Genomic DNA, 22,645 nt, shown 5'->3' on the forward strand with positions numbered 1-22,645 from the left:
CTCCTAACGGCAGCAAAATTTAGACTGGTTTGAGCATGGCTGTGTAAACAAGGGTAAAACGCCTTGCGAGCTATTTTTGTCGGAAGATAATGGGCGCAATAATTCTCTGTTTTTCCTGTTTTTAAATACTTTTCCGGTGATTTTTCTTGGGCTTTTACCGTGTTTTGGCAATTTGTGTTCCACTGCTGGCCAGCTGTTCCTCTCAGCCCCTTGAGACTGTCGAGCCGCAGGATATTTTGTCTCTGCCGCAGACATTCAGCGCCTCGGGTGCTGAAGCGGCCGATGTCCGGTGGTGGCGAGGGTTTGAAGACCCACAGCTCGACCAGTTGGTAGAGCTGTCTCTGCGGGATAATCCCAGCTTGCAGGCCAGCTATTGGCGCCTGCGCCAAGCTGCGGCGGCGGCCCGTGGAGCCCGTTCAGGGCTGTTCCCCCGAGTGACTGCCCAGATAGAAAATACCGAGCAGCGCTACTCCTCTGGGGAATTTACCGACCCTTCCAACGAGGGTAACAGCTGGAGTACCCGTATCGCTGCCAGTTATGAGCTGGATCTCTGGGGACGCGTGCGCGCAGGAGCCAGCGCGGCTGAGGCAGGGCTTCAGGCCCAGCAGCAAAATCTACATACCGCCGCTCTGAGCCTCGCGGCGGAAGTCTCCTCAACCTGGTTGCAGCTGTGCGAACAGTGGGGGCAGCACAACTTACTGCTGCAGCAGCTGGAAATTAATCGGAAGTCTCTCAGGGTGCTGGAGTCGCGTTTTGCACGCGGGGTCAGCGACGCCGCCGATGTGCTGCAGCAGCGCCAGTTGGTGCAGCGCTCTGAGCAGGAGCTGGAACAGACAGGCGCCGATATTGAAGTGCTGAAGGTGCAACTGGCCACTTTACTGGGCATCAATCCGGATCAGTTGACTGGATATATCCACAAAGAGGCGAGTCTGCCGTTTTTGCCGGCCCTGCCTGATACAGGCATCCCATCGCAACTGTTGCTACGGCGCCCAGATGTACGGGAAGCCCAGCGCAAGCTGGTGCAGGATTACCACCTGGCTGATCAGGCTTGGGCGGACAGGCTGCCCGTACTGAGTCTATCCGCTGTGGCCAGTAACGGTACCAGCCTCATCAGTGATATTACCGAGAACTGGCTGTTGGCTATCGCCGCCTCCCTGGAAGGGGTGATCTTCGATGGCGGTGCGCTCAGTTCCGCAAGGCAGCAACAGGATGCGGCTTTGCAGGAACGTTGGGCGCTATATCGAGAAACCGTGAATCAGGCACTGTCAGAAGTCGAGCAGGCCCTGATTCGCGAAGGTGCCTTGAATCGGGAACTCGAACACCTGCGAGAACGAAAGCGTTTATCCGACCTGATCGTGCAGCGGCGCAACCGTGCCTATACACGCGGTGCTGTCGATTTTCTCAATCTGCTGACGGCTACCACCGAACAGCAGAGCCTGGCTCGTGAGGTGTTGTCTGCCGAACGCCAGCTGCTGCAAAACCGAGTCACATTATATCGCGCACTGTCCGGGGGGCTGCCGCAGCAAGACCTGCCCGAACCGGAGCCCGCAGACCTGGAGTTGTACTTGGAGGGAAATAGTTGATGTTAAAGAAGTTCAATCCGCGCTCGCTCATACCTGTGGCTTTACTGGTGTTGGCAGCTGTGATTGCCGCCTGGATGCTGCGGGAGAAACCCACAGTCTCTCGCGGTGAGCGCAAGATGCCACCGCCGGCTGTGGATGTGGCGGTGGCGGAGCAAGGGAGTTTCCCCATGACTTTAAGCGCCCTGGGAAAAGTGACCGCGCGCGAATTGGCGGAGTTGCAGCCTTTGGTAGACGGGCAGGTGGAGTGGCTCGACTACGATCTGGGGCCGGGCGCGGTTCTACCCAAAGGTAAAGTACTGCTGCGTATTGATTCTGAACCCTACCAATTGGCCTTGAAATCCGCTCAGAGCACCCTCGCCGGCCGGCGTGCGGAGTTACAGCAAGAGTTGGGGCAGCAGCAGGTGGCACAGGAAGAGTACGAACTGCTTGGCACTGCTCTGGGAGAAGCCGACCGTGCACTGGTATTGCGTGAACCCCAGAAAGCTGCGGCCGAAGCAGCCGTGCAGTCGGCGGAGGTCGAGGTGGCTCTGGCGCAGCGTAATCTGCGCCTGACCGAAGTGCGTGCCCCTTTTGACGCATTAGTGGTGGCGCGTAATGTGGATGTGGGGGATCGAGTATCCCCCGGGATTAATCTCTACAGTTTGGCCAGCGCTAGCCGCTTCCAGATTGCTGTTGAGGTACCTGCTAGCCAATTACACCGTCTGGATAGTGGCGATGTGGAAGTCCGCATTTATGGCAGTCAGTGGCCCGCCGGCAGTTTCCGCCAGGGAGAGTTTGTTCGGGTGATACCGGTGCTTGAGGAGCAGGGGCGGCTGGCACGCGTACTGGTGGAATTGAAAGATCCTCTCTCTGTATTGGACCCCTCTCAGCCGCAGCTTTTGCTGAATGATTTGGCTAGGGTGGAAATTGTCTCACGAGCTGAGGAAGCGCTGGTGCGAATCCCCCTTACGGCCCTGCAAGATGACAACCTGGTTTGGGTGGTACGCGACAATCGCACCAATATCCAGCCGGTTGGGGTTGCCTATACCAGCGGCGATTTTGCAGTGCTCGATAAGGGGCTAAACGGTGGCGAAACCCTGGTTACGACTCGTCTGATCACCGTTACCGAAGGTATGCCGGTACGGATTGCGGCAGGCCCCGGTTCGGTCAAAGAGCTGCCCGCCGATGCTGCTGCTTCAGCCAGTGAGGCCCCGGGTGCCGGAGCGCGACGCCGTGAAACTGGGGGTGACAATGACTGAAGGCAAAAAAAGTGATGCGACTATTGATACCCGCCAGGGCGCTATCGCCTGGATGGCGCGCAACCATGTAACCGCCAACCTGTTAATGCTGGTCCTGATTGTGGGCGGGCTGGTTTTCTCCCTGGTGGTGAAGAAAGAGGTTTTTCCTGAGTTCAGTCTGGATAGGGTGACGGTTTCCATTTCTTATCCCGGCGCCAGTCCGGAAGAGGTGGAGCGTGGTGTATTGGTGGCCGCCGAACAGGCGGTACAGGGTATTGTCGGCATTAAAGAGATGCGCGGTGCGGCCAACGAGGGTAGCGCTTCACTGATTCTGGAACTTGAGGGCGATGCGGATGCCAATCTGGTTTTTCAGAATATTCAGCAGGCCATTGATTCGGTGACCACCTTCCCCGGTGACATTGAGCGCCCACAGGTGAGTCTGGCCGAGCGTAAGCGCGATGTATTGGACCTGGTCCTGCATGGCAATCTGGAGGATCGCAGTTTGCGCGCCCTGGCCATGCAGGTGTACGACAAACTGGAGGCGCACAGCGGTATCACCCAGTTGGAGGCCCAGGGCGTTCGAGATCTGGAAGTGGCCGTTGAGATACGTCGCGACGATTTGCGGCGCTATGGCCTGACTCTGACAGAAGTTGCCCAGGTGGTAAAAAACGCGGCGGTGGATATTCCCTCCGGCAGTGTTAAATCCAATGCCGGCGAAATCCTGGTTCGGGTTACCGAGCGGCGTGATTGGGCGCGCGAGTTCGGCAATGTGGTGGTAACCCGTGGCAGTGGCGGCGGCCCGGTGTATCTGCGTGATATCGCCAATATCAGCGATGCCCTTGAGGACGAAGCGCGCAACATGGTGTTTAACGGGGAGCCCGCCGTCAGTATCAAAATCTACCGCGTAGGTGAGCAGACACCGATGAGTGTCAGCGAGGCGGCGCGGGAAGTGCTCGAAGAGGTCAGAGCCAGCCTGCCGCCAGGAGTGACGCTGACCATTCGCGATGACGACTCGGAGATCTTTAAAGAGCGCCTCTCTCTGCTATTGAAGAACGGATTTATCGGCCTGCTGCTGGTATTTGTGGTACTTGGTGCCTTCCTGGAGTTGCGTCTGGCATTTTGGGTGACCCTCGGTATTCCCACCAGTTTCCTCGGTTCACTGCTGTTTCTGCCTGGGCTGGATATCTCAATCAGCATGGTGAGTATGTTCGCCTTTATTATCGCCCTGGGTATTGTGGTGGATGATGCCATTATCGCCGGGGAAAATATTCACGAATGGCGGCAGAAAGGTTATAGCAATTTAGAGGCGGCTATTGCCGGTGCTCGCCAGGTAGCGGTACCACTGACCTTTGCCATCCTCACCAATATCGTCGCCTTCATTCCTTTAATGGAACTGCCCGGGTTTATGGGCAAGATTTTTGGCGTAATTCCTTTCGTGGTGGGTTCGGTATTTATCATCTCCTGGGTGGAGGCGCTGTTTATTTTGCCGGCGCACCTGGCCCATTCACGTCGGGGTTACAAGAGTCGGCGGGCCCGCCGTTTCGCCGCTCGACAAAAATTGTTGGCACGCAGCCTGGACCGTTTTGTACAGAGGCGTTTCCGGCCCTTCTTGAATCTTTGTGTAGCGCACCGCTACAGCACCATTGCCATCGCTATTGCCATCTTGTTGGTGATGGCGGGCTATGCGGCCAGTGGGCGTATGGGCTTCACCTTAATGCCGCGAGTGGAGCGGGATTCTGGACGCTTCGCGGTAACTTTCCCTACCGGTACCCCTCAACAGCAGTTGGAGAAAGCCAGGGCGCAGATTATTGATGCGGCCGATAGAGTGCTCGAACAATATGATCGTGATCAGGTTTTCCTCGGTAGTCGTGGCCTGATCGGGGATGATGCGATTCAGGTGGATGCCTATTTTGTTGCGGCGGATCAGCGCAGTTTTTCTACCGGGGAGTTTGTACGTCAGTGGCGAAGGGAGGTAGGGCCGATAGCCGGTTCTCTCAGCGCAATTACTGCATCCGATCGCGGTGGGCCCGGTGCCGGTTCCTCTCTCACTGTAGAGCTCCGCCATACCGATACGGACATACTGGAACAGGCCGCATTACGCTTGGCTGGTGAGCTGGAGAAATTCCCCAATGTCAGCGACATCGATGCGGGTATTTCTCTCGGTAAAACCCAGCTCGACTTGACCCTGACGGAAACGGCCAAAAGCTTGGGCGTTTCTGCGGAGGAAATTGGCCGCCAGCTGCGAGCCTCCCTCTATGGGGCTGAAGCCTTGCGTCAACAGCGCGGGCGCGACCAGGTGAAGGTGATGGTGCGCCTGCCGGAAACTGAGCGGGTTACGATGGACGATATACACAATATGATGATCCGCGCCGGCAATGGCCAGTGGCTGCCACTTCTCGACCTGGTCGAAATTGAGCAGGGGCGGGCCTACGCCAAAATCAACCGTCGCGAAGGGCGTAGGGTAACCACGGTTACTGCTAATGTGGAGCCCAGCGATCAGGCGGCACTGGTGATTAACGAGCTGAATATCAGTGTGATGCCGCAACTGAAAGCGGAATTTCCCGGCCTCGGTATCTCCTATGAGGGACGTCAGGCGGATGAGCGTGAGGGACTCGCCTCACTGGGGATGACATTTATGCTGGCGATGGCGGTGCTCTACCTGTTGCTGGCGATTCCGCTGAAGAGCTACATACAGCCATTAATTGTGATGATTGCCATTCCCTTCGGTGTGATCGGCGCGTTGCTCGGCCATTTGGGGATGGGCTATGGCCTCAGTATGGTGAGCCTGCTGGGTATGGTGGCGCTCGCCGGGGTGGTTATTAACGATACCCTGGTGATGATCGAATACAGCAATCGCTTGCGCAATGAGGGTGCTGATCTGGAAACTGCAATTAAGCGTGCAGCGGCGCGCCGTTTTCGCCCAATTGTGCTGACTACAGTTACCACTTTCTGCGGCCTGATGCCGATGATTTTTGAAACTTCGGTGCAGGCGCGCTTTATGATTCCGATGGCGATTTCCCTCGGCTACGGAATCCTCGCAGCTACAGCTATTTCTCTTTTGTTGGTTCCCTGCCTTTACCTGATGTTCGGAAAGGATATTCCCTTGTTGTTGGAGAAGGCGAAAGTAGCGATTAAATCCCTAGTCAGGCCAGCGCAGGTTTAATCCCTGCGCAGTTCGTCTTTGGTGGCGATAGGGTTGGGGAAATTCATCACCACGATATAAGAGGACACCAGGAAGGTCAGGATGGCGGTGGCCTGTATCAGGTGCGAGGCTTCGCTGCCGATGAGATTCTGGCTAAAGGCCAGTAGGGCGATCAGTAGGGAGAATTCACTGATTTGTCCCAGGCGGAAGCCGATATCCCAGGCCAATATTTTGAGTTCGCTGTGGCCACCGAGTAGATAGCGGAATACCACCGGCTTGGCTAGCAGCACCACCACGGCAGTTACCAGTGCAGGAACCAGAATTTCCGGCAGCATCGACAGTTTGAACTGGGCGCCAAGGCTGAAGAAAAACAGGATCAAAAAGAAATCCCGCAGGGGCTTCAAGTTGAGGGCTATGTACTGGGAAATTCGGCTGGCAGCGAGGGTGATGCCGGCGATAAATGCGCCGATCTCCCGCGACAGCCCCAGCGTTTCCGCTAGTTCCGCCATGCCCATGCACCAGCCCAGCGCCATCAAAAACACATACTCGTGAAAACGGTCGAAACGGCTAAATAGTGGCAACAATAGGTATTTCACCACTACCCAGGCAAACGCTACTAATAAGGGCAGGGCTCCGAAAGATAGGGCTACTTGTCCCAGGTGCATATCCCCACTGCTGTCACTGAGCAGAATCATCAAGCAGACGATGGCGACAAAATCCTGAAACAGTAACAGGCCCACCATCAACTCCCCCAGCTTCTTGTGGTGTAGTACCGTGGTAGGCAATAACTTGATACCGATAATGGTGCTGGAAAACATCAAGGCCATACCGATCACCCAGCTCTCCATAGTGGTAAAGCCAAACAGCTGACCGATAGAAAAACCAATACCCAGGAAGATGGCGCAACTGATAATGCCAACAAAGGTGGCTTTGCGCAGCACCGAGACCAATGCCTGGGGCTGCATATCCAGCCCCAGCAGGAACAGCAGGAAAATGATGCCCACGTTGGACATATCTGAGAGCAGGCGCAGATTATCGATGACCGCAAGCCCAGATGGTCCCAGCAGTACACCCAGGGCGATATAGGCGACTAATAAGGGTTGGCGGCCGAAGAGTGCCAGGGTGGCAACTATCGCGGCGCCACTAAAAATGAGAAAGAAGGATTGGAAGAGGGAGCTGTCCGCCACAAGTCATCCTTGAAAGTGAGCGAGGTCTCATCATTATCCACAGATGGGCGAACAGCTAAACCCTTATCACTCCTGGTTTTCTGAGGGAATGGGCAGCTCAGTGGTGCTTTTGATCTGCTCCAGGGCGAAATTCGAAATGATATCGCTGATGCCTACGTGCCTGATCAACTCCTTGTAAAAGCGGTCATAGGCAGAAATATCGCTCACTACCACTCGCAGCAGGTAGTCGTAGTCCCCGGCCATTCGGTAACAATCCACCACCTCCGGTAGTTGTCCTACATGCTTTGAGAAGGCTTCTGCCCACTCCGGGGTATGCTGGTCGGTTTTTACCTGGGCGAACACCGAAACTGGCAGGCCCAGAATTTCCGCATTGAGCAGGGCGACCTTGCGGCGGATGATGCCGCTTTTTTCCAGCTTCTGCACCCGGCGCCAGCAAGGGGTCTTTGTGAGTCCCACACGCTCCGCCAGCTCCTCAATAGAAAGGCTGACGTCCGATTGCAGAATAGCGAGCAGGTGTCTATCAATCGCGTCAAGTGAGGACATAGTGCTACAGCGCTCCCTTGGCCTAGGGTCTTGTGTCCCTGTATCGAAGTAGAAGCCCTCACTGGCATTGCCCTGGCGGTGGTTTGATGTTCTGGGTGGTTAGAAGGCTGGCAGGTAGTTTGCCTCTTCCTTTTCCACCTGACGTAACGATAGGCTCATGGGAATTGCGCCGGTAGTGGAATTTTCCCCAAGTGCAACTTCAATGAGAGCACTTTGTGCAAATAGGAAGTGGATGCGGGTATTGAAAGGATATGGGAGAGAGAGTGCCGGGCGCTGTGGTAGCGCCCGGCAGATAACTTTTAGGCGGCATTCTTCGGCGGGAAGCGGGGCTCGAACAAACCAAGCTCAATGGCTTCGCGCACCATGGCCATCAGGTCAATTTCGGTAAGCTCCTGCAGCTGCTGCAAATTGTTCAGAACATAATAAACCGGCTGCACAATGTCGATACGATAAGGCGTGCGAAGTGCGTCGATGGCGCTGAAGTCGAAGCGCTCTGGTTCATTACTCAGTGCATAGAGGGTTTCCTTGGGAGAGGAAAGGATACCGCCACCGTAAATACGCAGGCCGTCTTCGGTGCTGAGCAGACCGAACTCCACGGTGAACCAGTAGAGTCTCGCCAGATAAGCGCGCTCTTTAGGGGAGGCTTTTAGGCCTAACTGGCCATATTTCTCGGTAAAGTTGGCGAAGGCCGGGTTGGTCAGCATGGCGCAGTGGCCAAAAATTTCGTGGAAGATATCCGGTTCCTGTAGGTAGTCGAATTCCTCAGGGGTGCGAATAAAAGTGGCAACAGGGAATTTGCGATCGGCGAGCAGGCCAAAAAAGGTTTCAAAGCCGATCAGAGCGGGTACACGTGCCACTTCCCAGCCAGTCTCCCGGCGCAGTACAGAGGAGATTTCCTCAAGCTGGGGGATGCGATCGCGGGGCAGGTCGAGCAGCTCAAGGCCGTGCATATACTCATCACAAGCGCGACCGGGCAATACTTCCAGCTGGCGCTCTATCAGGCGCTGCCAGGTTTGATGTTCCAGCTCGGTATACTCAATAAAGCCCTCGGCGTTGGGCTCTCGGGCCACGTACTGGGTGCTCTTCTTGGCTGCTTCTTTTTTCATGATTTTGTCTCCTGCGGCCTGCCAGTCTCTCCAAGTGTTGGAGGCTAGTGGCCCCGCCGCTGAATCCTTGTTGTTATGTGTCACCTCTATTTTTAGTCAGAGGCCTGCCTTTAGGGGAGGCTTAGCGTGGAGGTATTGCGTCCTCCACTACAAACCTCTTACACTTTTTGTAAAGAAAACTTTACAGGTGGGCTGGTGAGAGTCGAAATAACCTGCGCTAATCGTGTCGGTATTTTGCATGAAATTATGCAAATATTCGGCGAATATCGGATTAATGTAACCTCTGGGGAGCTGGGGGGGGACAGTGGAGATAAGGTCTACCTGTTGGCGCCAGGTATGCTCACAACCCAGTACCAGGCTATTGAGAAGTCTCTCTACCGTGTTCCCGGTGTCCAAAGGGTCAGGCGCATCTCGTTGCTACCCTTGGAACGGCGATATTTTGAACTGGATACCCTCTTACAGCACGTGACCGATCCAGTGCTCAGCGTGGACCATGCCGGCCGGGTTATTGCCGCTAACGTTGCTGCTGCGCGCGCCTTCGGGGTCAGTCTCGATCGGGTACCGGGTTTACAGTTACAGCGTTTTCTACCGTTGATGCAGGTAGCCGAGTTGCTGAGAGATTTTGCGGTGCCCCGTTTTGGGCTCCCGGTTGTGGTACGGGGACAAAATTTCCGTGTGGACTGGTCACCGATAGCCTTAGATAACACTGGTGATGTGGACTCTTTGGCCGGTGCCGTGTTGCGTATGCAACCTGCGGAGAAAAGTGAGTTTGCTGCAGGACTTCCACGCCCTGTGGCGCTGTGGGATTTTGATTTACGCCGGGAGACTTGCCTGCAACTGCAGGACCTCTCTGAATTGAATTCTCCTTTGCTGGTTTGTGGCGAGGCGGGGACCGGTAAAACTACTTTTGCCTGTGCGGTGCATTATTTATCACCCGCTGCTGCCCGTGCAGATTGCCACCGTATTGTGCCCCAGAATGGGAAAATGGAAATCCCCAGGCATCTGCGCTCAACTGGAACCTTAATTTTGGAGGATCTTCATCAGCTGGATGGCGAGGCCCAGCTGACAATCGCCCGCCGTTTGCGCAGCCTGCCACCTTCAATACGCCTAGTGGCCACTTGTTCCGAGCCTCGGTCATTGGTGCCGGCTCTAGCTCAGCACTTTAGTGCGCTCTCCTTGGTCTTGCCTCCTTTGCGCAATATGCGACCGGCGCTACCACGATTTGCTGAAACGCTCTTGCGACAGGAGTTCCCCGATCAGGAGGCGCCTGTTTTGGCATTGGAGGTGCTCGAACTGATTCGCCGTCATGACTGGCCGCAAAACTTCAATGGTTTACGTGACTACCTGGCAGCTGCCCTCGGCAGCTGTAAACGTCGTGGCGCCAGCACAATAGATATTGAGGACCTTCCGGACTTAACCGTGCCGGCGAGTTTACCCTGGCGGGAATGGGGCAGGGGGCTCAGCTACAAAGAGATGATGGAGCAGCTGGAGCGATCATTACTCAGTGAATTGTTGGTGGGGCGCTCCTCTACTAGAGAGCTAGCCAAGGAGTTGGGCATTTCCCATACCGCTGTGGCCAACAAGCTGCGTAAATACGGCCTGTCGGCCCACAAAAAATAGGCGAGTTCAGCGTTCAATACGCCCCAACAGCATATCCTTGAACATCACAAAGTCCCCCATAAAACTATAAAAGGGGTACTTAAAGGTGGCAGGTCGATTGTGTTCAAAGAAGAAATGCCCAATCCAGGCAAAACCATAACCAGCCAGCGGTGTAGCGGCAAACCACAGCATATTGCCTGTGCTGATCGCTGCGATCACGGTGGCAAATACGAGGCTGGTACCAATAAAGTGCAATCGTCGGCAGGTTAGATTGCTGTGCTCTTGCAGGTAGAATGGGTAAAAGTCGCGGAAAGATTCGAATTTTTGGGCTTCTATAGCAGCCATGCTATGCCTCCTTATTTTTATTGCTCCCGCAGTGTAAGGCCAATTCAATAGTCTTCCAAGCTGGGCGCATATCGGGAATATCTGTTAGTCTGCCGCAAAAATTTTCGGGGATGCACCCCGTATTAGTGAAACGAGGAAGTTATGGCAGGACCGCTCGCGCATCTCAAAGTACTCGATCTCAGTCGTATTCTTGCAGGCCCCTGGGCCGGACAGGTTTTCGCCGATTTTGGCGCCGAAGTGATTAAGGTGGAGCGCCCTGAGCGCGGTGATGACACTCGTCACTGGGGCCCTCCCTACCTCAAAGACGCCGAGGGCAATGACACCGCCGATGCTGCGTATTACCTGAGCGCCAACCGTGGCAAGAAATCGGTCACTGTAGATATCACCACGGAAGCCGGCCAGGACTTGATTAAACAACTGGCTGCCCGCTGCGATATTCTTCTGGAGAACTACAAGGTAGGTGGCCTAAAAAAATACGGCCTGGATTATGACGCTATCAAGGCCATTAATCCTGGAGTGATTTATTGTTCCATTACCGGCTTCGGTCAAACCGGCCCCTATAAAAACCGCGCCGGCTACGATGCCATGATTCAGGGGATGGGCGGATTGATGAGTATCACTGGTGTGCCCGAAGGGCAGCCAGGTGCCGGGCCGCAAAAAGTGGGGGTGGCCGTTGCCGACCTGATGACGGGCATGTATGCGGTTTCCTCGGTGCTCGCCGCTGTAGTGCACCGCCATCAGACGGGAGTGGGGCAGCATATCGATCTGGCCCTGCTGGATACCCAAGTGTCCTGGCTTGCTAATCAGGCCCAGAACTACCTCACCTCGGGTAAAAGTCCCGAGCGCCAGGGCACAGGCCACCCCAATATCGTGCCTTACCAGGCTGTGCCCTCGCAAGACGGCTATTTTATGTTGGCGGTTGGCAACGATGACCAGTTCAAGCGTTTCTGTAAGATCGCGGGTATAGAACAGCTTGCAGAAAACCCCGCATATGTCAGTAACTCCTCACGGGTAATAGCCCGCGATGAGCTGATCCCTCAAATTGAGAATGCTACCCGCCAGCAGAACTCTGCCTGGTGGTTGGAAAAACTCAGCGAAGCCCATGTGCCTTGCGGACCGATCAATACTCTCGAAGAGGTCTTTGCCGATCCACAGGTGCAAGCGCGAGGTATGGTGGTGGAGCAGGATCACCCGCGAGCCGGCAAAGTAAAAACTGTTCGCAACCCGGTACTCTTTTCCGAATCTGCCCTCGATTACCAGCAGGCTCCACCGGTATTGGGTGAGCACACTGAAGAAGTACTGCGCGAGTTACTGGGAAAAGATGAGCAGCAAATTGACCAACTGCGCCGCAACGGCGTCGTGTAGTTAATACCTGGGCCCGGCAAACATATTTTACCGGGCTTAAATCACAATATTGAGTCAGATTTAACTGGGGAGGCAAGGAAGCCCGGCTCTTAAGACATGCTGTGAATAGATCGTGATTGGCTCGTAAACGGTTTATTTTTTGCCTATATCTTATAAAGGAAATAGCACAGGGAAGCATTATGCAATTGGACCATTTCAATATCACTGCACCTTGGAGTCAGCTGCTGCAGGTGCGGGACTTCTATACAAAAGTCCTTGGCCTCACAGAGGGAGAGCGACCAAACCTTAAAAACAACGGATTCTGGCTCTACGGTAATGGCAAACCGATTGTCCATCTCATGGAGGGAGAAGTCTCTGAACAACAGGCTACAAAGCCCTATTTGGACCATATGGCTTTCCTTACCGAGGACCTTCAACCGATAAAACAACAGTTGGATTCGATGGGTGTTGCCAGCGAGCAGAGGGATGTACCGGGCCGTAATCTAAGGCAGTTGGTATTTTTTGATCCGGTGGGGATCAAGGTGGAAGTGAATGCGCTGGTTTAGGTGGTTAAAGACTTCCTAAAAGGCTATATGTTACTGATCTGAGATGTTCAATCTGACATTGGAAGAGCTTATCAGTAGTTATCATCAGTCGGCTGGGAGTAACAGGTTTGTCAACGTTGTTGTCGTTCAGCATGATCAATTGGTAATTTATGGAGCTGTTGGCTTTAGACTTTTCCATTTCTGGATAAAGAGTATAGATATGGAAGTGACTTTGAAGGAATATTGTAAAATAAATCCAGCAAAGCCACTCATTTCCACTTTTAGAGTATTAGGGTTTAACTAAAACTATTGGTGGTTGCGGTAAGCTTCCTCGAGCAGATGCTGGAGGGGGAATTCCGCAGTGGGGAATTCGTTGCCGCGCTCGTCTTTTGCGAGAACATGAATGAAGTGTTCATCCCCTTCAGGACCAGAAGTGGTAGATATGTTGAGTTTGTATGGCGCAGCAAATTTAGCTTCATTGTTAGCCATAGGGATCGGGATATATAGCTTTGCTTCCCCGTTTCCAAACCATAGTGAATCAATAACGATGACACTCTCATGGTTGTTGTTTGGGTTCGCCGCTATCTTGTCGTTTAGTGATAATCTGAGCCTGTTCCCGTCGAGAGTAAGAATTTTAATATCAGTGACTTTTCCTGGGGTTACATCAACCAAGCGACCTCCGACATGAAATAATGGCTGTCCTTGGTTTCCTGGTTGATTTGCACCGATAAAACTCTCTGCTTCAGATACAAAGCCGTCAATGTAAATATTCTGATCGCTAGAATTTTGAAAATCTACACCATGCACTTCAATGTTGAGTTGGCGGTATACCCAGGTGTTGCCAATTGTGGCCCGGTGTAATCCATCAGTGGAGTTGAAATTCCTTACGGATAATTTGGACGCATTGGGGAAGTTTACATCTAGCGAGGTTATCACAGCGGGAGATGAAGGATCTGCCTGATCAATGATCAGTGTTGCAGAGTTGGCTCCATTTAAGTCGAGGCCTGGATACTGTATTGAGGCATTAGATGAAGTAATATCTTGAATTTCGTATTTGAAGGTTTTTGCTTGTGCTTCAAAGGCAATGAAGGCTGCAGAAATAGCTGCTGTTACTAAGGCATATTTAGGAAACATATCAATCTACTGCTTAATAATTGTATTTTTTCACCAAGTGATGCTGAAGGTCTAAATAGTGAAGTTTTTGGCCTGCCCACTTGACGTGTTAAATGTCACACTTTGGAATAGTGTCTCTTGAAAAAAAGCTCTTTAAATCTTGAAGTGTGAAATAAGTTGTGAAAATTTTCAGTTTTTTCAAGCGATTGATCGCTTGAGGTAAAATATCTGAATTAATTTATCCCTCCGTGATTAAAATTATCCGATAATTTGTGGTGAGCTTACAGTACGGTTTTAAATAAGTAAATAAAGCTGGCTTCAAGGTGTGCACTGTATTTGGTACTGTAATTCCATATTTGTTAGTCTTTTGCTCTTTTAAGGTTCAATTATGATTAGATGAGCTTGAGTGAATGTGCTTCGTTATTTTGGCAGAGTAGAAACGTGTATGAATATTCATGTGAGTGAGTTTGCTTTTACGGTGAGTGGGTTTAGGTAGGGCCTAGCAATGTGGCTACGATGAGCCCCGTCCGTGTTGGTTCGCTTTTGGGTTTACGCTGTTTCGATGGACCTTCCATTACTCAGAGAGGCTTTGAAGAAATGGCCGAGATGGATCCAGTTAGAATGTTAAAAGTTGGCGCACCTGGCTACCCAGAAGTTGATTTTTAAATCACTGGCGGCGTTATTACTTTGGCATGGTAGGTAGCTAAGATTTTTCTTTGCAACTGTTATATCACCAACAATCTTTTTCATGTTTGGTATAGATGCCTATAAAAAATCGTCAAAACCATATATGTAGGGTTAGTCCACGCTACTAGTATCTTGATACCCTCTATGCCCTTCACAGGTAAGGCAATCCTACTTCCAATCACTTCTCATTCGCACATTTACCACTTCATCTGTACTATATCCGCGTTAAAAACAGCATGCAGTGTGACTGAGTCAATAATTCAGTTCACGCTGTCAGGATTGATAAGGAAAATAATGATGAAGCGTATTCCTGAGCCATTCCGCATTAAGATGGTTGAGCCGATCAAAATGACCACTCTGGACGATAGAGAGAAGGCTCTGGCGGAAGCTGGTTTGAACCCTTTCTTGCTGCGCAGTGATGATGTCTATATTGATCTGCTAACAGATTCTGGCACTGGGGCCATGAGCGATAACCAGTGGGCCGGTTTGATGTTGGGGGATGAGTCTTACGCAGGTAGCCGCAACTATTACAACTTGTGCCAAGCAGTGGAGCACTTTTTTGGTTATAAATTAACCGTTCCCGCCCACCAGGGCCGTGGTGCTGAACAGATCCTGTTTCCCGCTCTGATTGAGCGTATGCGCCAGGTACGTGGTGGTACGACACCAGTCTTTATCTCCAACTATCACTTCGATACCACCGCGGGCCATATTGAGTTGAATGGTGGTAAAGCGGTTAATGTGTTGGACAAGCGGGCCTTTGATACCTTAACGGCTTATGACTGGAAAGGTAATTTTGACCTGGATCTTTTGGTCGAGACCATTAAGGAACATGGGGCGAATAATATTTGTGCAATTATCACCACGGTAACTTGCAATAGCTCGGGTGGCCAGCCAGTTTCCATGGCGAATATGCGCACAGTATATGAGATAGCCGCGAAATACGATATTCCAGTAGTGATCGATTCGGCACGTTACTGTGAGAACGCCTACTTTATCAAGCAGCGCGAAGAAGGTTATCAGGACAAGTCGATCCTGGAGATTATTCGCGAGATGTATCAATACGGCGATATGCTGACCATGTCTGCCAAGAAAGATCCGATGGTGAATATTGGTGGCCTATGTTGTATCCGTGATCATGAGGAGCTTTTCCAGGCGGTGCGTACCCGCTGCGTACCTATGGAGGGCTTTGTAACCTACGGGGGCATGGCGGGGCGTGATATGGAAGCATTGGCGCGGGGTCTTTATGAGGCCGCCGATGAAAATTTCCTGCAATACCGCATCAGCCAAGTAGCCTACTTAGGTGAGCGTTTGCGCGAGGGTGGGGTGCCCATTCAGTCTCCAACAGGTGGCCATGCGGTGTTTGTCGATGCGGCTAAGATTCTGCCGCATATCCCACCAGAACAATTCCCCGCACAAGTTTTAACTAACGCGCTGTATCTGGAAGCGGGTATCCGTGCGGTGGAAATTGGCTCCTTATTGTTGGGGCGTGACCCGGAAACCGGTGAACAGAAGAAGGCGGATTTGGAATTGATGCGCCTGACGATTCCGCGTCGTGTATATACCAATGATCATATGGACTATATCGCTGATGCGATTATAGAGCTGCAGAATCGAGCACATGAATTGAAGGGGCTGACCTTTGAATATGAGCCGCCAGTGTTGCGACACTTTACGGCTAGATTTAAGTCTCTGTAAGTAATGGATGGCTCAGGAAATTTCTTTTAGTTTTTTCTGCTGGGTCATTTATCTCCCTAAAAGGGCCCTTCGTGGGCCTTTTTTTTTCTGAAGTTCTGATCTGCTATCACGCGCTGGCTTTTTCTTTCCCTGTCCGTTGGCAATAAATGTACCCAGGTGCTAAAGGCTGCTCCCCAGTTTTCTAATGAGCTAAGGGCTCCTGGAGTGACGGGGCAGTCTGGCAGTGCTTTTTGTGTGAGTGCCTCGGAGAGCCCCTTTAGTTTGTGACTTATTAGTCTGGTTTTCATCTTGTATTCCCGGCAAATATCCAATTTAATTAATCAGGTGATTAATTAAATTGGATATCAAGTTGACTAACACCATACCCAGTCGTGGCCGTGGACGGCCCAGGGACCCAGAGCGTGAAAGGCAGGTACGCGAGTCCCTGATGCAATCTGCCCATAGACTTCTTCGTGAGAAAGCGTTTCGTGATATCTCAATTCGCGAGATCGCTCAGGGTGCTGGGGTAAATTCCGCCATGATCAGCTATCACTTTGACGGTAAAGAAGGGCTGATTATCGAGGTTATACGCGGTCAGTTTATGCAGAGTGGCCCGGCATTTCTCACTATGAGTCTGGGGGATAAGGAGCCCAGTCTAGAAACCCTGAGGGATGCAATGGCTCGTATTATCCGCCTTTATATCCGTGAGCCCTGGATACCTCGTTTTATTGTGGGGGAGGTGGCCTCCAAGCCTGGTCGAATGCGCGATTTATTCACCGATAGGCTGGCATCTGTACTGGGCCCTATGTTGCGGGAGCTCTTACAAGCGCTTCAATGCGCCGGCCACCTACGCCCAGATTTAGATATTAATCTTATGCCGATTTCTTTTGTCAGTTTGGTTGCATTCCCCTTTATTGCGGGGGATCCCTTCAAGGAGATTTTCTCTTTTAGGTTGGATGAAGAAACCAGCGATAAGTGGATTGACCACACCGTTAAGTTGCTGCTCCATGGAGTGGCCAACAACGCTATAGCCGAGTAACAGTCGAATATTGGGAGATTGGTGGTGATGAAAAAGGTACAGCTACAGAAACTGATGAATCGCCGCCTGGCGCTTCCTATTCTTGTTGCCGTTGGTATTTCTCTTTCAATGGCATTGGTCATGAGTAAGAGCCCGCCCAACCACGATGTGCAGGATGCACTGATCACCCCGGTAAATGTTGTGTTGGTGCAAGAGCTGCCGCTACGTGCCCAAGCAGTAGCTTACGGTGAAGTGAAACCCAGCACCTTTCTTGAAGCCAATGCTGAGGTGAGTGGTCGGATAGTCTACACGGCGCCGGAGTTAGAGAGTGGAAATATTATTCCTGCCGGCACCCTGGTATTGAAAATTGATGATACTAGCTACCAATTAGCCTTGGCGAGGGCTGAAAGTGATTTGGCAGCTAACCGTGCTAATTTGCAGGAACTCAAGGTGGAGGAGGTTAATAGCCAACGCTCTTTGGAGATTGCCGAACGTACGTTGAAGCTGGGTGAGAAAGAGTTAGAGCGCAAGCAAACGTTAGTGGCCAAGGGCACGGTTTCTCGCTCAAGTGTGGATGTCGAAGAGCAAAATGTGCTGCGCCTGCGTCAGGAAGTGCAAAACCAAACCAGTCAGCTCTCCTTATTTCCAACGCGCCGCAAGGTAATCGAGGCCCAGATTGCGCGCTCTGAGGCTCAAGTGCGGGATAGTAAATACAGTCTGGAGCGTACCCAGGTAACCTTACCCTTCGATGCGCGTATTGGTGAGGTCCATGTAGAGGAAAATCAATATGTGGCAGGCAATGCGCGCTTATTCGATGCCAGTGGTCTGGATCAGGTGGAAATTGCCGCTGAGCTTCCCATGCTTCATGTGGCGCCACTGTTGCGTAATCTCAGGCCAGGCAGTGACCTTGTGCCAGCGCCAGAAGAGCTTCCCAAAATACTATTGGGCTTGGAGGCGCGCATCACTCTGGTTGGTGGGCCTGGAGACAATGAGTGGAAGGGCCAGGTCGTACGTTTGGGAGGGGCCCTCGATAGTACCAGTCGTACGCTTTCAGTAGTGGTTGCCGTAGACGATCCCTATGGCGAAGCCCTCGCCGGAAAAAAGCCGCCGCTGTTTCGAGGCATGTATGCTCGTGTTGAATTAATAGCACCCTCCGCTCCAGCCCTAGCCATTCCCCGCCGCGCCTTGCATGAGGGTAGGGTGTATCTGGTGGAGAATGGCAAGTTACGCCTGCGGCAGGTGCAGGTGGATTACCATCAGGGCGATACTACGGTAATTCGTGCAGGCCTGTTGCCCGGTGAGCAGGTTATTGTCACCGATGTGATACCGGCGATTGATGGTATGGGCGTGTCTGTGAGCAGCGGCCAGCAGGCCGTGGTGGTGAATACTGGAGGTACACTGCAGTGATTCGTTTTTTTGCCGCACACCCCACCGCAGCGAACCTGTTAATGGTTGCACTCATGTTGAGCGGACTGTTTGTCCTACCCAGTATGAAGCGCGAAACCATGCCGGAAATCGATAAATTCGAAGTGCAGGTTTCCGTCCCCTATGCCGGTGCCGCCGCTGCTGAGGTCGAAGACAGTATTTGCCTTCCTTTGGAGGAGGCCACTGACGGTATCAGCTTTATTGATGAACGCCTGTGTGAAGCTAAGGATAATCTCGGGCTGATGACCCTGAAAATGCAGGAAGCTGGAGATATGAACCAGTTTGTTGCGGATGTGGAGTCTGCGGTTGATAGCATTGATTCGCTGCCAGCAGAGAGAGAGCGCCCGGTAGTCAAGGAAATGGGGCGCACTCAAGGCGTTGTCAGTATTGCTATCAGTGCCGATCTGCCATTGCCACAATTGAATCAATTGGCGGAACACTATCGCCGCGAATTACTGCGTGACCCAGCCATCCCTATAGTGCGTATCTCGGGCTTCTCAGATCATCAGCTGCAGATCGAAATATCCGATTACAACCTGCGCCAGTACGGGCTCAGTGTGATGGAGTTGGCCAATATTATTGATCAGCAAGCTATTGATATGCCTGCCGGCAAGGTATCCACACCTGATCGTGAATATCAGCTGCGTTTTACTGAAGAGCGCCGTAACGTAGAAGAGTTGGAAAATCTTGTAGTCCTTAAAGGCGAAGATGGTGCCGAAGTGCGCCTTGGCGATATCGCGAAAATTTATGATGGCTTTGAGCTGGCGGAGGACAAGATTATTTTCGATGGTCATCGCGCAGCCTTGCTCAATGTAGAAAAAAACAGTGTGGATGATAGCCTGCGTGTACTGGAAGCTGTGCGTGCTTTTGTCGATCGTGAAAGTGCGAAGTTGCCCGAGGGGATCAGGCTAACCCTTACCCAAGACAGCGCCTCCATCGTTGCCGATCGATTGCAAATGATTATCTCCAATGCCTGGCAGGGCCTGATTCTAGTTGCCCTAGCGCTGTATCTTTTCTTTAGTGGTCGCTATGTATTCTGGGTGGTGATGGGACTGCCGGTATCCTTTCTAGGCTCCTTTGCCCTGATCACCGCCATGGGCGTATCCATCAATATGATCAGCTTGGTAGGTTTACTAATTGCTATCGGTATTTTGATGGACGATGCCATAGTACTTTCAGAAAGTATTGCCAGCGAACATCGCGATGGTCGCTCCCCGTTAGAGGCTGTAGTGAATGGGACCAAGCGCGTTGCCCGTGGAGTCCTGTCTTCTTTTGCAACCACAGTGATGGTATTTGGTGGGCTGATCTTCATTAAAGGGGATATGGGGCAGGTGCTTAAAGTGCTGCCGATTGTCCTGATTTCAGTATTAATTGTTAGCTTGTTAGAAGCCTTCTTAATTTTGCCTGCACACTTGCGCCATGCGCTTGAACACAAAAGCCGAACACCCGCTTGGAAGAAGGCTTTTGCCAAACGCTTTGAAGGCTGGCGTGAGAGTGTGGGGCGTGCGGCAGATTGGGCTGTTAAATACCGTTACGCCTTTGTTGGTGGGGTGCTCGGTCTATTCTTCTTGACTGTAAGTTTGTTGCCGGCTGGGATTGTGAAGTTTCAGGGGTTTCCAACTTTGGAGGGCGATCTGCTGCAAGCTCGCATCCTAATGCCTCAGGGTACCTCCTTGCAGGATATGGAAAAACTGGTCGATAAACAGTTAGATGCTCTTGATTTAGTAGCCGCTGAATTTTCTGAAAGGGAAAGCGCTCCTCTCGTCAATCACGCAAGTGTAACCTTTGGTGTCAATGGCGATGCCTTTGAAACTGGACCCCATGTGGCAACGATTAATGTCGACTTACTGGCTGCGGAAGGGCGTAAAACCAGTTTGGATGAATTGCGCCATGCTTGGCGTGAGGCTGCAGGTGAAACCCCTGGTGCGATCGCGATTCTTTATAAAGAACCAGCCTTAGGTCCCGCGGGCCGTGCTATTCACATACGCATCAGCGGACTGGAGCTGGATCAGCTGAAAGAGGTTTCTATTCGCTTGCAGAATTGGCTGCGAGGATACGACGGTGTAGTGAATGTGGTGGATGACCTACGTCCAGGCAAGCCGCAATTAAACATAAAAATGCGTGAGGGTGCCTACGCATCTGGCCTGGATGCCAGTAATGTTGCCAACCAGTTACGTGCGGCTTATCAAGGAATGGAGATTGATGAGATTCAGTACCGGGGAGAAACCTATGAGATCCAAGTGCGTATGGATGCGGATTCCCGTGGAGCCCTGAGCCGTTTTGATGAACTGGTCATTATCCATCCTGTTACCAAGCAGCGCGTCCCCTTGATTGCCATTGCCGATGTTGAGATGAATCGTGATTACGCACGGGTTCAGCGAATAGATGGTGAACGAGTAGTAAGTGTATTTGCCGACGTCTTTACTGAGAAAGCTAATGCGGGCCAGGTGCTTGGGGATACCCAAGAGAAATTCCTCGCTGAACTTAAAAAAGAATTCCCCGGTCTTCGTGTCGATATGCAGGGAGAGATTAAGAACAGTGAAGTCACAGGTAAGTCCATCGGCAGCGCCTTGTTGGTCGGTGCTATTGGTATCTACCTGATATTATCTTTACAATTTCGCAGCTATGTAGAGCCCTTAATTGTATTGGTCGCCATTCCACTAGCGTTGATCGGCGTTATCTGGGGCCACCTAATTATGGGGCAGAATATGTCTATGCCAAGTATGATGGGCTTTGTCTCTCTTGCCGGTATTGTGGTGAATGACTCCATCCTATTGGTGGAATTTGTAAAACGGCGTGTACGCGAGGGTATGGATGTTCATAGCGCTGCAAGCCAAGCCAGTCGAGACCGCTTCCGCGCAATCTTCTTGACCTCCCTTACAACGATCGCTGGTCTTTTGCCCCTACTGTTTGAAACAAGCTTGCAAGCCCAGGTGTTGGTACCCCTGGTAACCAGTATTGTATTTGGAATCAGTAGCTCAACGGTGTTGATCCTTTTGGTGCTGCCGGCGCTTTATGGAATTTTGGAGGACTTTGGGTTTACGGAAAACCTGGAGGAGGGAGACACGGCAGGTTCGCATCAGAAAGAAACACTTGTTGTAGCCTAGTTAATCCTAGACTTGAAGAAAGTCGTATGATCTTTCATGCGGCTTTCTTAATCGACTTTGCGCTTGGTGGGTTTAGGCGTTCGACCAGTTTTATTATTTTTACCGCTTGAACCCATATTGAAGTGTAGTGAGCAGTCTCGGTATGAGTCATGCTGACCTATTCAGCTTGATAAGAAGATGCATTGGATTGTCAGTGAAGCTATCGTTGGAGTGGCTGGAAAGCAGAATATGAATATAAGTACCTATACACTCTCTGCAGGTTCTGCAGCGGTTTTCTGATTGAATTTGAATCCGGACTCCCTGGCAAAGTGGTTAACTAAGGTTTATCCAAAAATTCCTGTGCGTTTTTGCTAATGTTTGATTTATAGCTAGGCCTCCCAGACTACCCACTCTTTCTAGCCTAATTCCACTTAATTACTAGATGACGGCTTACGAATCTTCGTACTTGGTTGTTATCAATTTTGGTTTAGTTCCCACCATTAATTGCTGCGCAAAAAATCATCGGGAGATGAAGACCGGTAGAGCCATCTATTATTTGACGGCGTGCGACTCTTGTCGCATACTTGCCCTCGGTGTAGCGAAAATGCGATTAACGTCACGAGAAAAAAATAATGAAAGAAGCCAAACCTTCCCCCTCAGAGCTTACTTTGCTAAAGGCGCTCTGGAAGCAGAGTCCACTAAGTGCAAGAGAGTTGCATGAAGAGGTGAAATCAGAACTCCGCTGGTCCTATTCATCCACCAGGAAAACGTTGGACAGAATGCGGGATAAGTCTTTTGTGATTCAGTCTGAAGTACACGGCATTCAAGTCTATAAGGCAGCCCTTGAAAAGGTCGAAACACTTGCACAATATGCCACAGACTTCGCCTCACGGGTTCTTGAGCTGGATGGTCCGCTTCCTATAGCTATGTTTGCTAACAGTAAATTAATGAATGACCAGGATCTGGAAGAGCTACAGGAAATGTTGAATGCCTGGCCTGAAGCAGACTGAATCGGGGAGGCTGTGAGATTA

Annotated in this window: 16 protein-coding genes; 11 read left to right on the top strand and 5 right to left on the bottom strand. The window is 51.7% G+C overall.

Translation table 11 applies throughout. The annotated features are described in order from the left end of the window. The first annotated feature begins 146 nt into the window (after nt 1–146). From ACJJJA_RS11200 to ACJJJA_RS11210, 3 genes are read left to right on the top strand one after another with little or no spacing between them, the layout of a single operon-like run. Nucleotides 147–1,583, top strand: a complete 1,437-nt coding sequence (locus ACJJJA_RS11200; protein WP_444904637.1) for an efflux transporter outer membrane subunit — start codon at nt 147–149, stop codon at nt 1,581–1,583. Beyond that, nucleotides 1,583–2,821: an efflux RND transporter periplasmic adaptor subunit gene (locus ACJJJA_RS11205; RefSeq protein WP_444904638.1), complete on the top strand. Its 1,239-nt coding sequence runs from the start codon at nt 1,583–1,585 to the stop codon at nt 2,819–2,821. Before ACJJJA_RS11200 ends, ACJJJA_RS11205 begins: the two co-directional genes overlap by 1 nt. Beyond that, entirely contained in the window at nt 2,814–5,963 is a 3,150-nt protein-coding gene (locus ACJJJA_RS11210; protein ID WP_444904639.1) for an efflux RND transporter permease subunit, read from the top strand. The genes ACJJJA_RS11205 and ACJJJA_RS11210 overlap by 8 nt, the downstream gene beginning before the upstream one ends. On the opposite strand, the gene ACJJJA_RS11215 is transcribed toward ACJJJA_RS11210, so the two are convergent. The 3 genes from ACJJJA_RS11215 to phhA form a co-directional block, all read right to left on the bottom strand. Next, a complete protein-coding gene (locus ACJJJA_RS11215) occupies nt 5,960–7,129 on the bottom strand; it encodes a cation:proton antiporter domain-containing protein (protein WP_252085748.1) in 1,170 nt (389 codons plus the stop codon). The genes ACJJJA_RS11210 and ACJJJA_RS11215 overlap by 4 nt on opposite strands. A gap of 66 nt (nt 7,130–7,195) precedes the next feature. Continuing rightward, nucleotides 7,196–7,672 (bottom strand): Lrp/AsnC family transcriptional regulator, encoded by a 477-nt coding sequence (locus ACJJJA_RS11220; protein WP_252085749.1) that lies wholly within the window; start codon nt 7,670–7,672, stop codon nt 7,196–7,198. A gap of 299 nt (nt 7,673–7,971) precedes the next feature. Then, the gene (gene phhA, locus ACJJJA_RS11225; protein WP_252085750.1) at nt 7,972–8,778 is read right to left on the bottom strand and encodes a phenylalanine 4-monooxygenase; all 807 of its coding nucleotides are present in this window, start codon (nt 8,776–8,778) and stop codon (nt 7,972–7,974) included. A 195-nt stretch (nt 8,779–8,973) separates the two neighbouring features. Here phhA and ACJJJA_RS11230 point away from each other — a divergent pair, with 195 nt between their 5' ends. Then, nucleotides 8,974–10,398, top strand: coding sequence for a TyrR/PhhR family helix-turn-helix DNA-binding protein (locus tag ACJJJA_RS11230; RefSeq protein ID WP_444904640.1), 1,425 nt, complete (start codon nt 8,974–8,976; stop codon nt 10,396–10,398). 6 nt (nt 10,399–10,404) lie between these two features. Here ACJJJA_RS11230 and ACJJJA_RS11235 read toward each other — a convergent pair whose 3' ends face one another. Further along, complete coding sequence (locus tag ACJJJA_RS11235) at nt 10,405–10,722, bottom strand: Mpo1-like protein (RefSeq protein WP_252085752.1); 318 nt, start codon at nt 10,720–10,722, stop codon at nt 10,405–10,407. Nucleotides 10,723–10,863: 141 nt separating this feature from the next. On the opposite strand from ACJJJA_RS11235, the gene ACJJJA_RS11240 reads away from it, so the two are divergent. Both ACJJJA_RS11240 and ACJJJA_RS11245 read left to right on the top strand, forming a co-directional pair. Next, complete coding sequence (locus ACJJJA_RS11240) at nt 10,864–12,087, top strand: CaiB/BaiF CoA transferase family protein (protein WP_444904641.1); 1,224 nt, start codon at nt 10,864–10,866, stop codon at nt 12,085–12,087. Nucleotides 12,088–12,266: 179 nt separating this feature from the next. Then, the gene (locus ACJJJA_RS11245; protein WP_444886062.1) at nt 12,267–12,632 is read left to right on the top strand and encodes a VOC family protein; all 366 of its coding nucleotides are present in this window, start codon (nt 12,267–12,269) and stop codon (nt 12,630–12,632) included. Nucleotides 12,633–12,917: 285 nt separating this feature from the next. Here the strand turns inward: ACJJJA_RS11245 and ACJJJA_RS11250 are convergent, their stop codons facing one another. After that, nucleotides 12,918–13,745: a hypothetical protein gene (locus ACJJJA_RS11250; RefSeq protein ID WP_444904642.1), complete on the bottom strand. Its 828-nt coding sequence runs from the start codon at nt 13,743–13,745 to the stop codon at nt 12,918–12,920. Between the two features lie 960 nt (nt 13,746–14,705). On the opposite strand from ACJJJA_RS11250, the gene ACJJJA_RS11255 reads away from it, so the two are divergent. The 5 genes from ACJJJA_RS11255 to ACJJJA_RS11275 all read left to right on the top strand — a co-directional run bounded on the left by ACJJJA_RS11255 (nt 14,706) and on the right by ACJJJA_RS11275 (nt 22,624). Beyond that, nucleotides 14,706–16,106 (top strand): tryptophanase, encoded by a 1,401-nt coding sequence (locus tag ACJJJA_RS11255; RefSeq protein WP_444904643.1) that lies wholly within the window; start codon nt 14,706–14,708, stop codon nt 16,104–16,106. A 349-nt stretch (nt 16,107–16,455) separates the two neighbouring features. Further along, nucleotides 16,456–17,124: a TetR/AcrR family transcriptional regulator gene (locus ACJJJA_RS11260; protein WP_444904644.1), complete on the top strand. Its 669-nt coding sequence runs from the start codon at nt 16,456–16,458 to the stop codon at nt 17,122–17,124. Between the two features lie 27 nt (nt 17,125–17,151). Then, a complete protein-coding gene (locus ACJJJA_RS11265; RefSeq protein WP_444904645.1) occupies nt 17,152–18,510 on the top strand; it encodes an efflux RND transporter periplasmic adaptor subunit in 1,359 nt (452 codons plus the stop codon). Beyond that, a complete protein-coding gene (locus ACJJJA_RS11270) occupies nt 18,507–21,635 on the top strand; it encodes an efflux RND transporter permease subunit (RefSeq protein WP_444904646.1) in 3,129 nt (1,042 codons plus the stop codon). Before ACJJJA_RS11265 ends, ACJJJA_RS11270 begins: the two co-directional genes overlap by 4 nt. A gap of 611 nt (nt 21,636–22,246) precedes the next feature. Then, on the top strand, nt 22,247–22,624 hold the full coding sequence (locus ACJJJA_RS11275) for a BlaI/MecI/CopY family transcriptional regulator (RefSeq protein WP_252085760.1): 378 nt from the start codon (nt 22,247–22,249) through the stop codon (nt 22,622–22,624). Nucleotides 22,625–22,645: the final 21 nt, after the last annotated feature.

The sequence above is a fragment of the Microbulbifer mixtoriginis (SeqCode) genome (assembly GCF_052466865.1).

Bases quoted from the DNA above. Each gene is read 5' to 3' on its own strand.
- ACJJJA_RS11205 (WP_444904638.1), top strand. From the start codon at position 1,583: ATGTTAAAGAAGTTCAATCCGCGCTCGCTCATACCTGTGGCTTTACTG.
- ACJJJA_RS11210 (WP_444904639.1), top strand. From the start codon at position 2,814: ATGACTGAAGGCAAAAAAAGTGATGCGACTATTGATACCCGCCAGGGC.
- ACJJJA_RS11220 (WP_252085749.1), bottom strand. From the start codon at position 7,672: ATGTCCTCACTTGACGCGATTGATAGACACCTGCTCGCTATTCTGCAA.
- phhA (WP_252085750.1), bottom strand. From the start codon at position 8,778: ATGAAAAAAGAAGCAGCCAAGAAGAGCACCCAGTACGTGGCCCGAGAG.
- ACJJJA_RS11235 (WP_252085752.1), bottom strand. From the start codon at position 10,722: ATGGCTGCTATAGAAGCCCAAAAATTCGAATCTTTCCGCGACTTTTAC.
- ACJJJA_RS11240 (WP_444904641.1), top strand. From the start codon at position 10,864: ATGGCAGGACCGCTCGCGCATCTCAAAGTACTCGATCTCAGTCGTATT.
- ACJJJA_RS11245 (WP_444886062.1), top strand. From the start codon at position 12,267: ATGCAATTGGACCATTTCAATATCACTGCACCTTGGAGTCAGCTGCTG.
- ACJJJA_RS11250 (WP_444904642.1), bottom strand. From the start codon at position 13,745: ATGTTTCCTAAATATGCCTTAGTAACAGCAGCTATTTCTGCAGCCTTC.
- ACJJJA_RS11255 (WP_444904643.1), top strand. From the start codon at position 14,706: ATGATGAAGCGTATTCCTGAGCCATTCCGCATTAAGATGGTTGAGCCG.
- ACJJJA_RS11265 (WP_444904645.1), top strand. From the start codon at position 17,152: ATGAAAAAGGTACAGCTACAGAAACTGATGAATCGCCGCCTGGCGCTT.
- ACJJJA_RS11275 (WP_252085760.1), top strand. From the start codon at position 22,247: ATGAAAGAAGCCAAACCTTCCCCCTCAGAGCTTACTTTGCTAAAGGCG.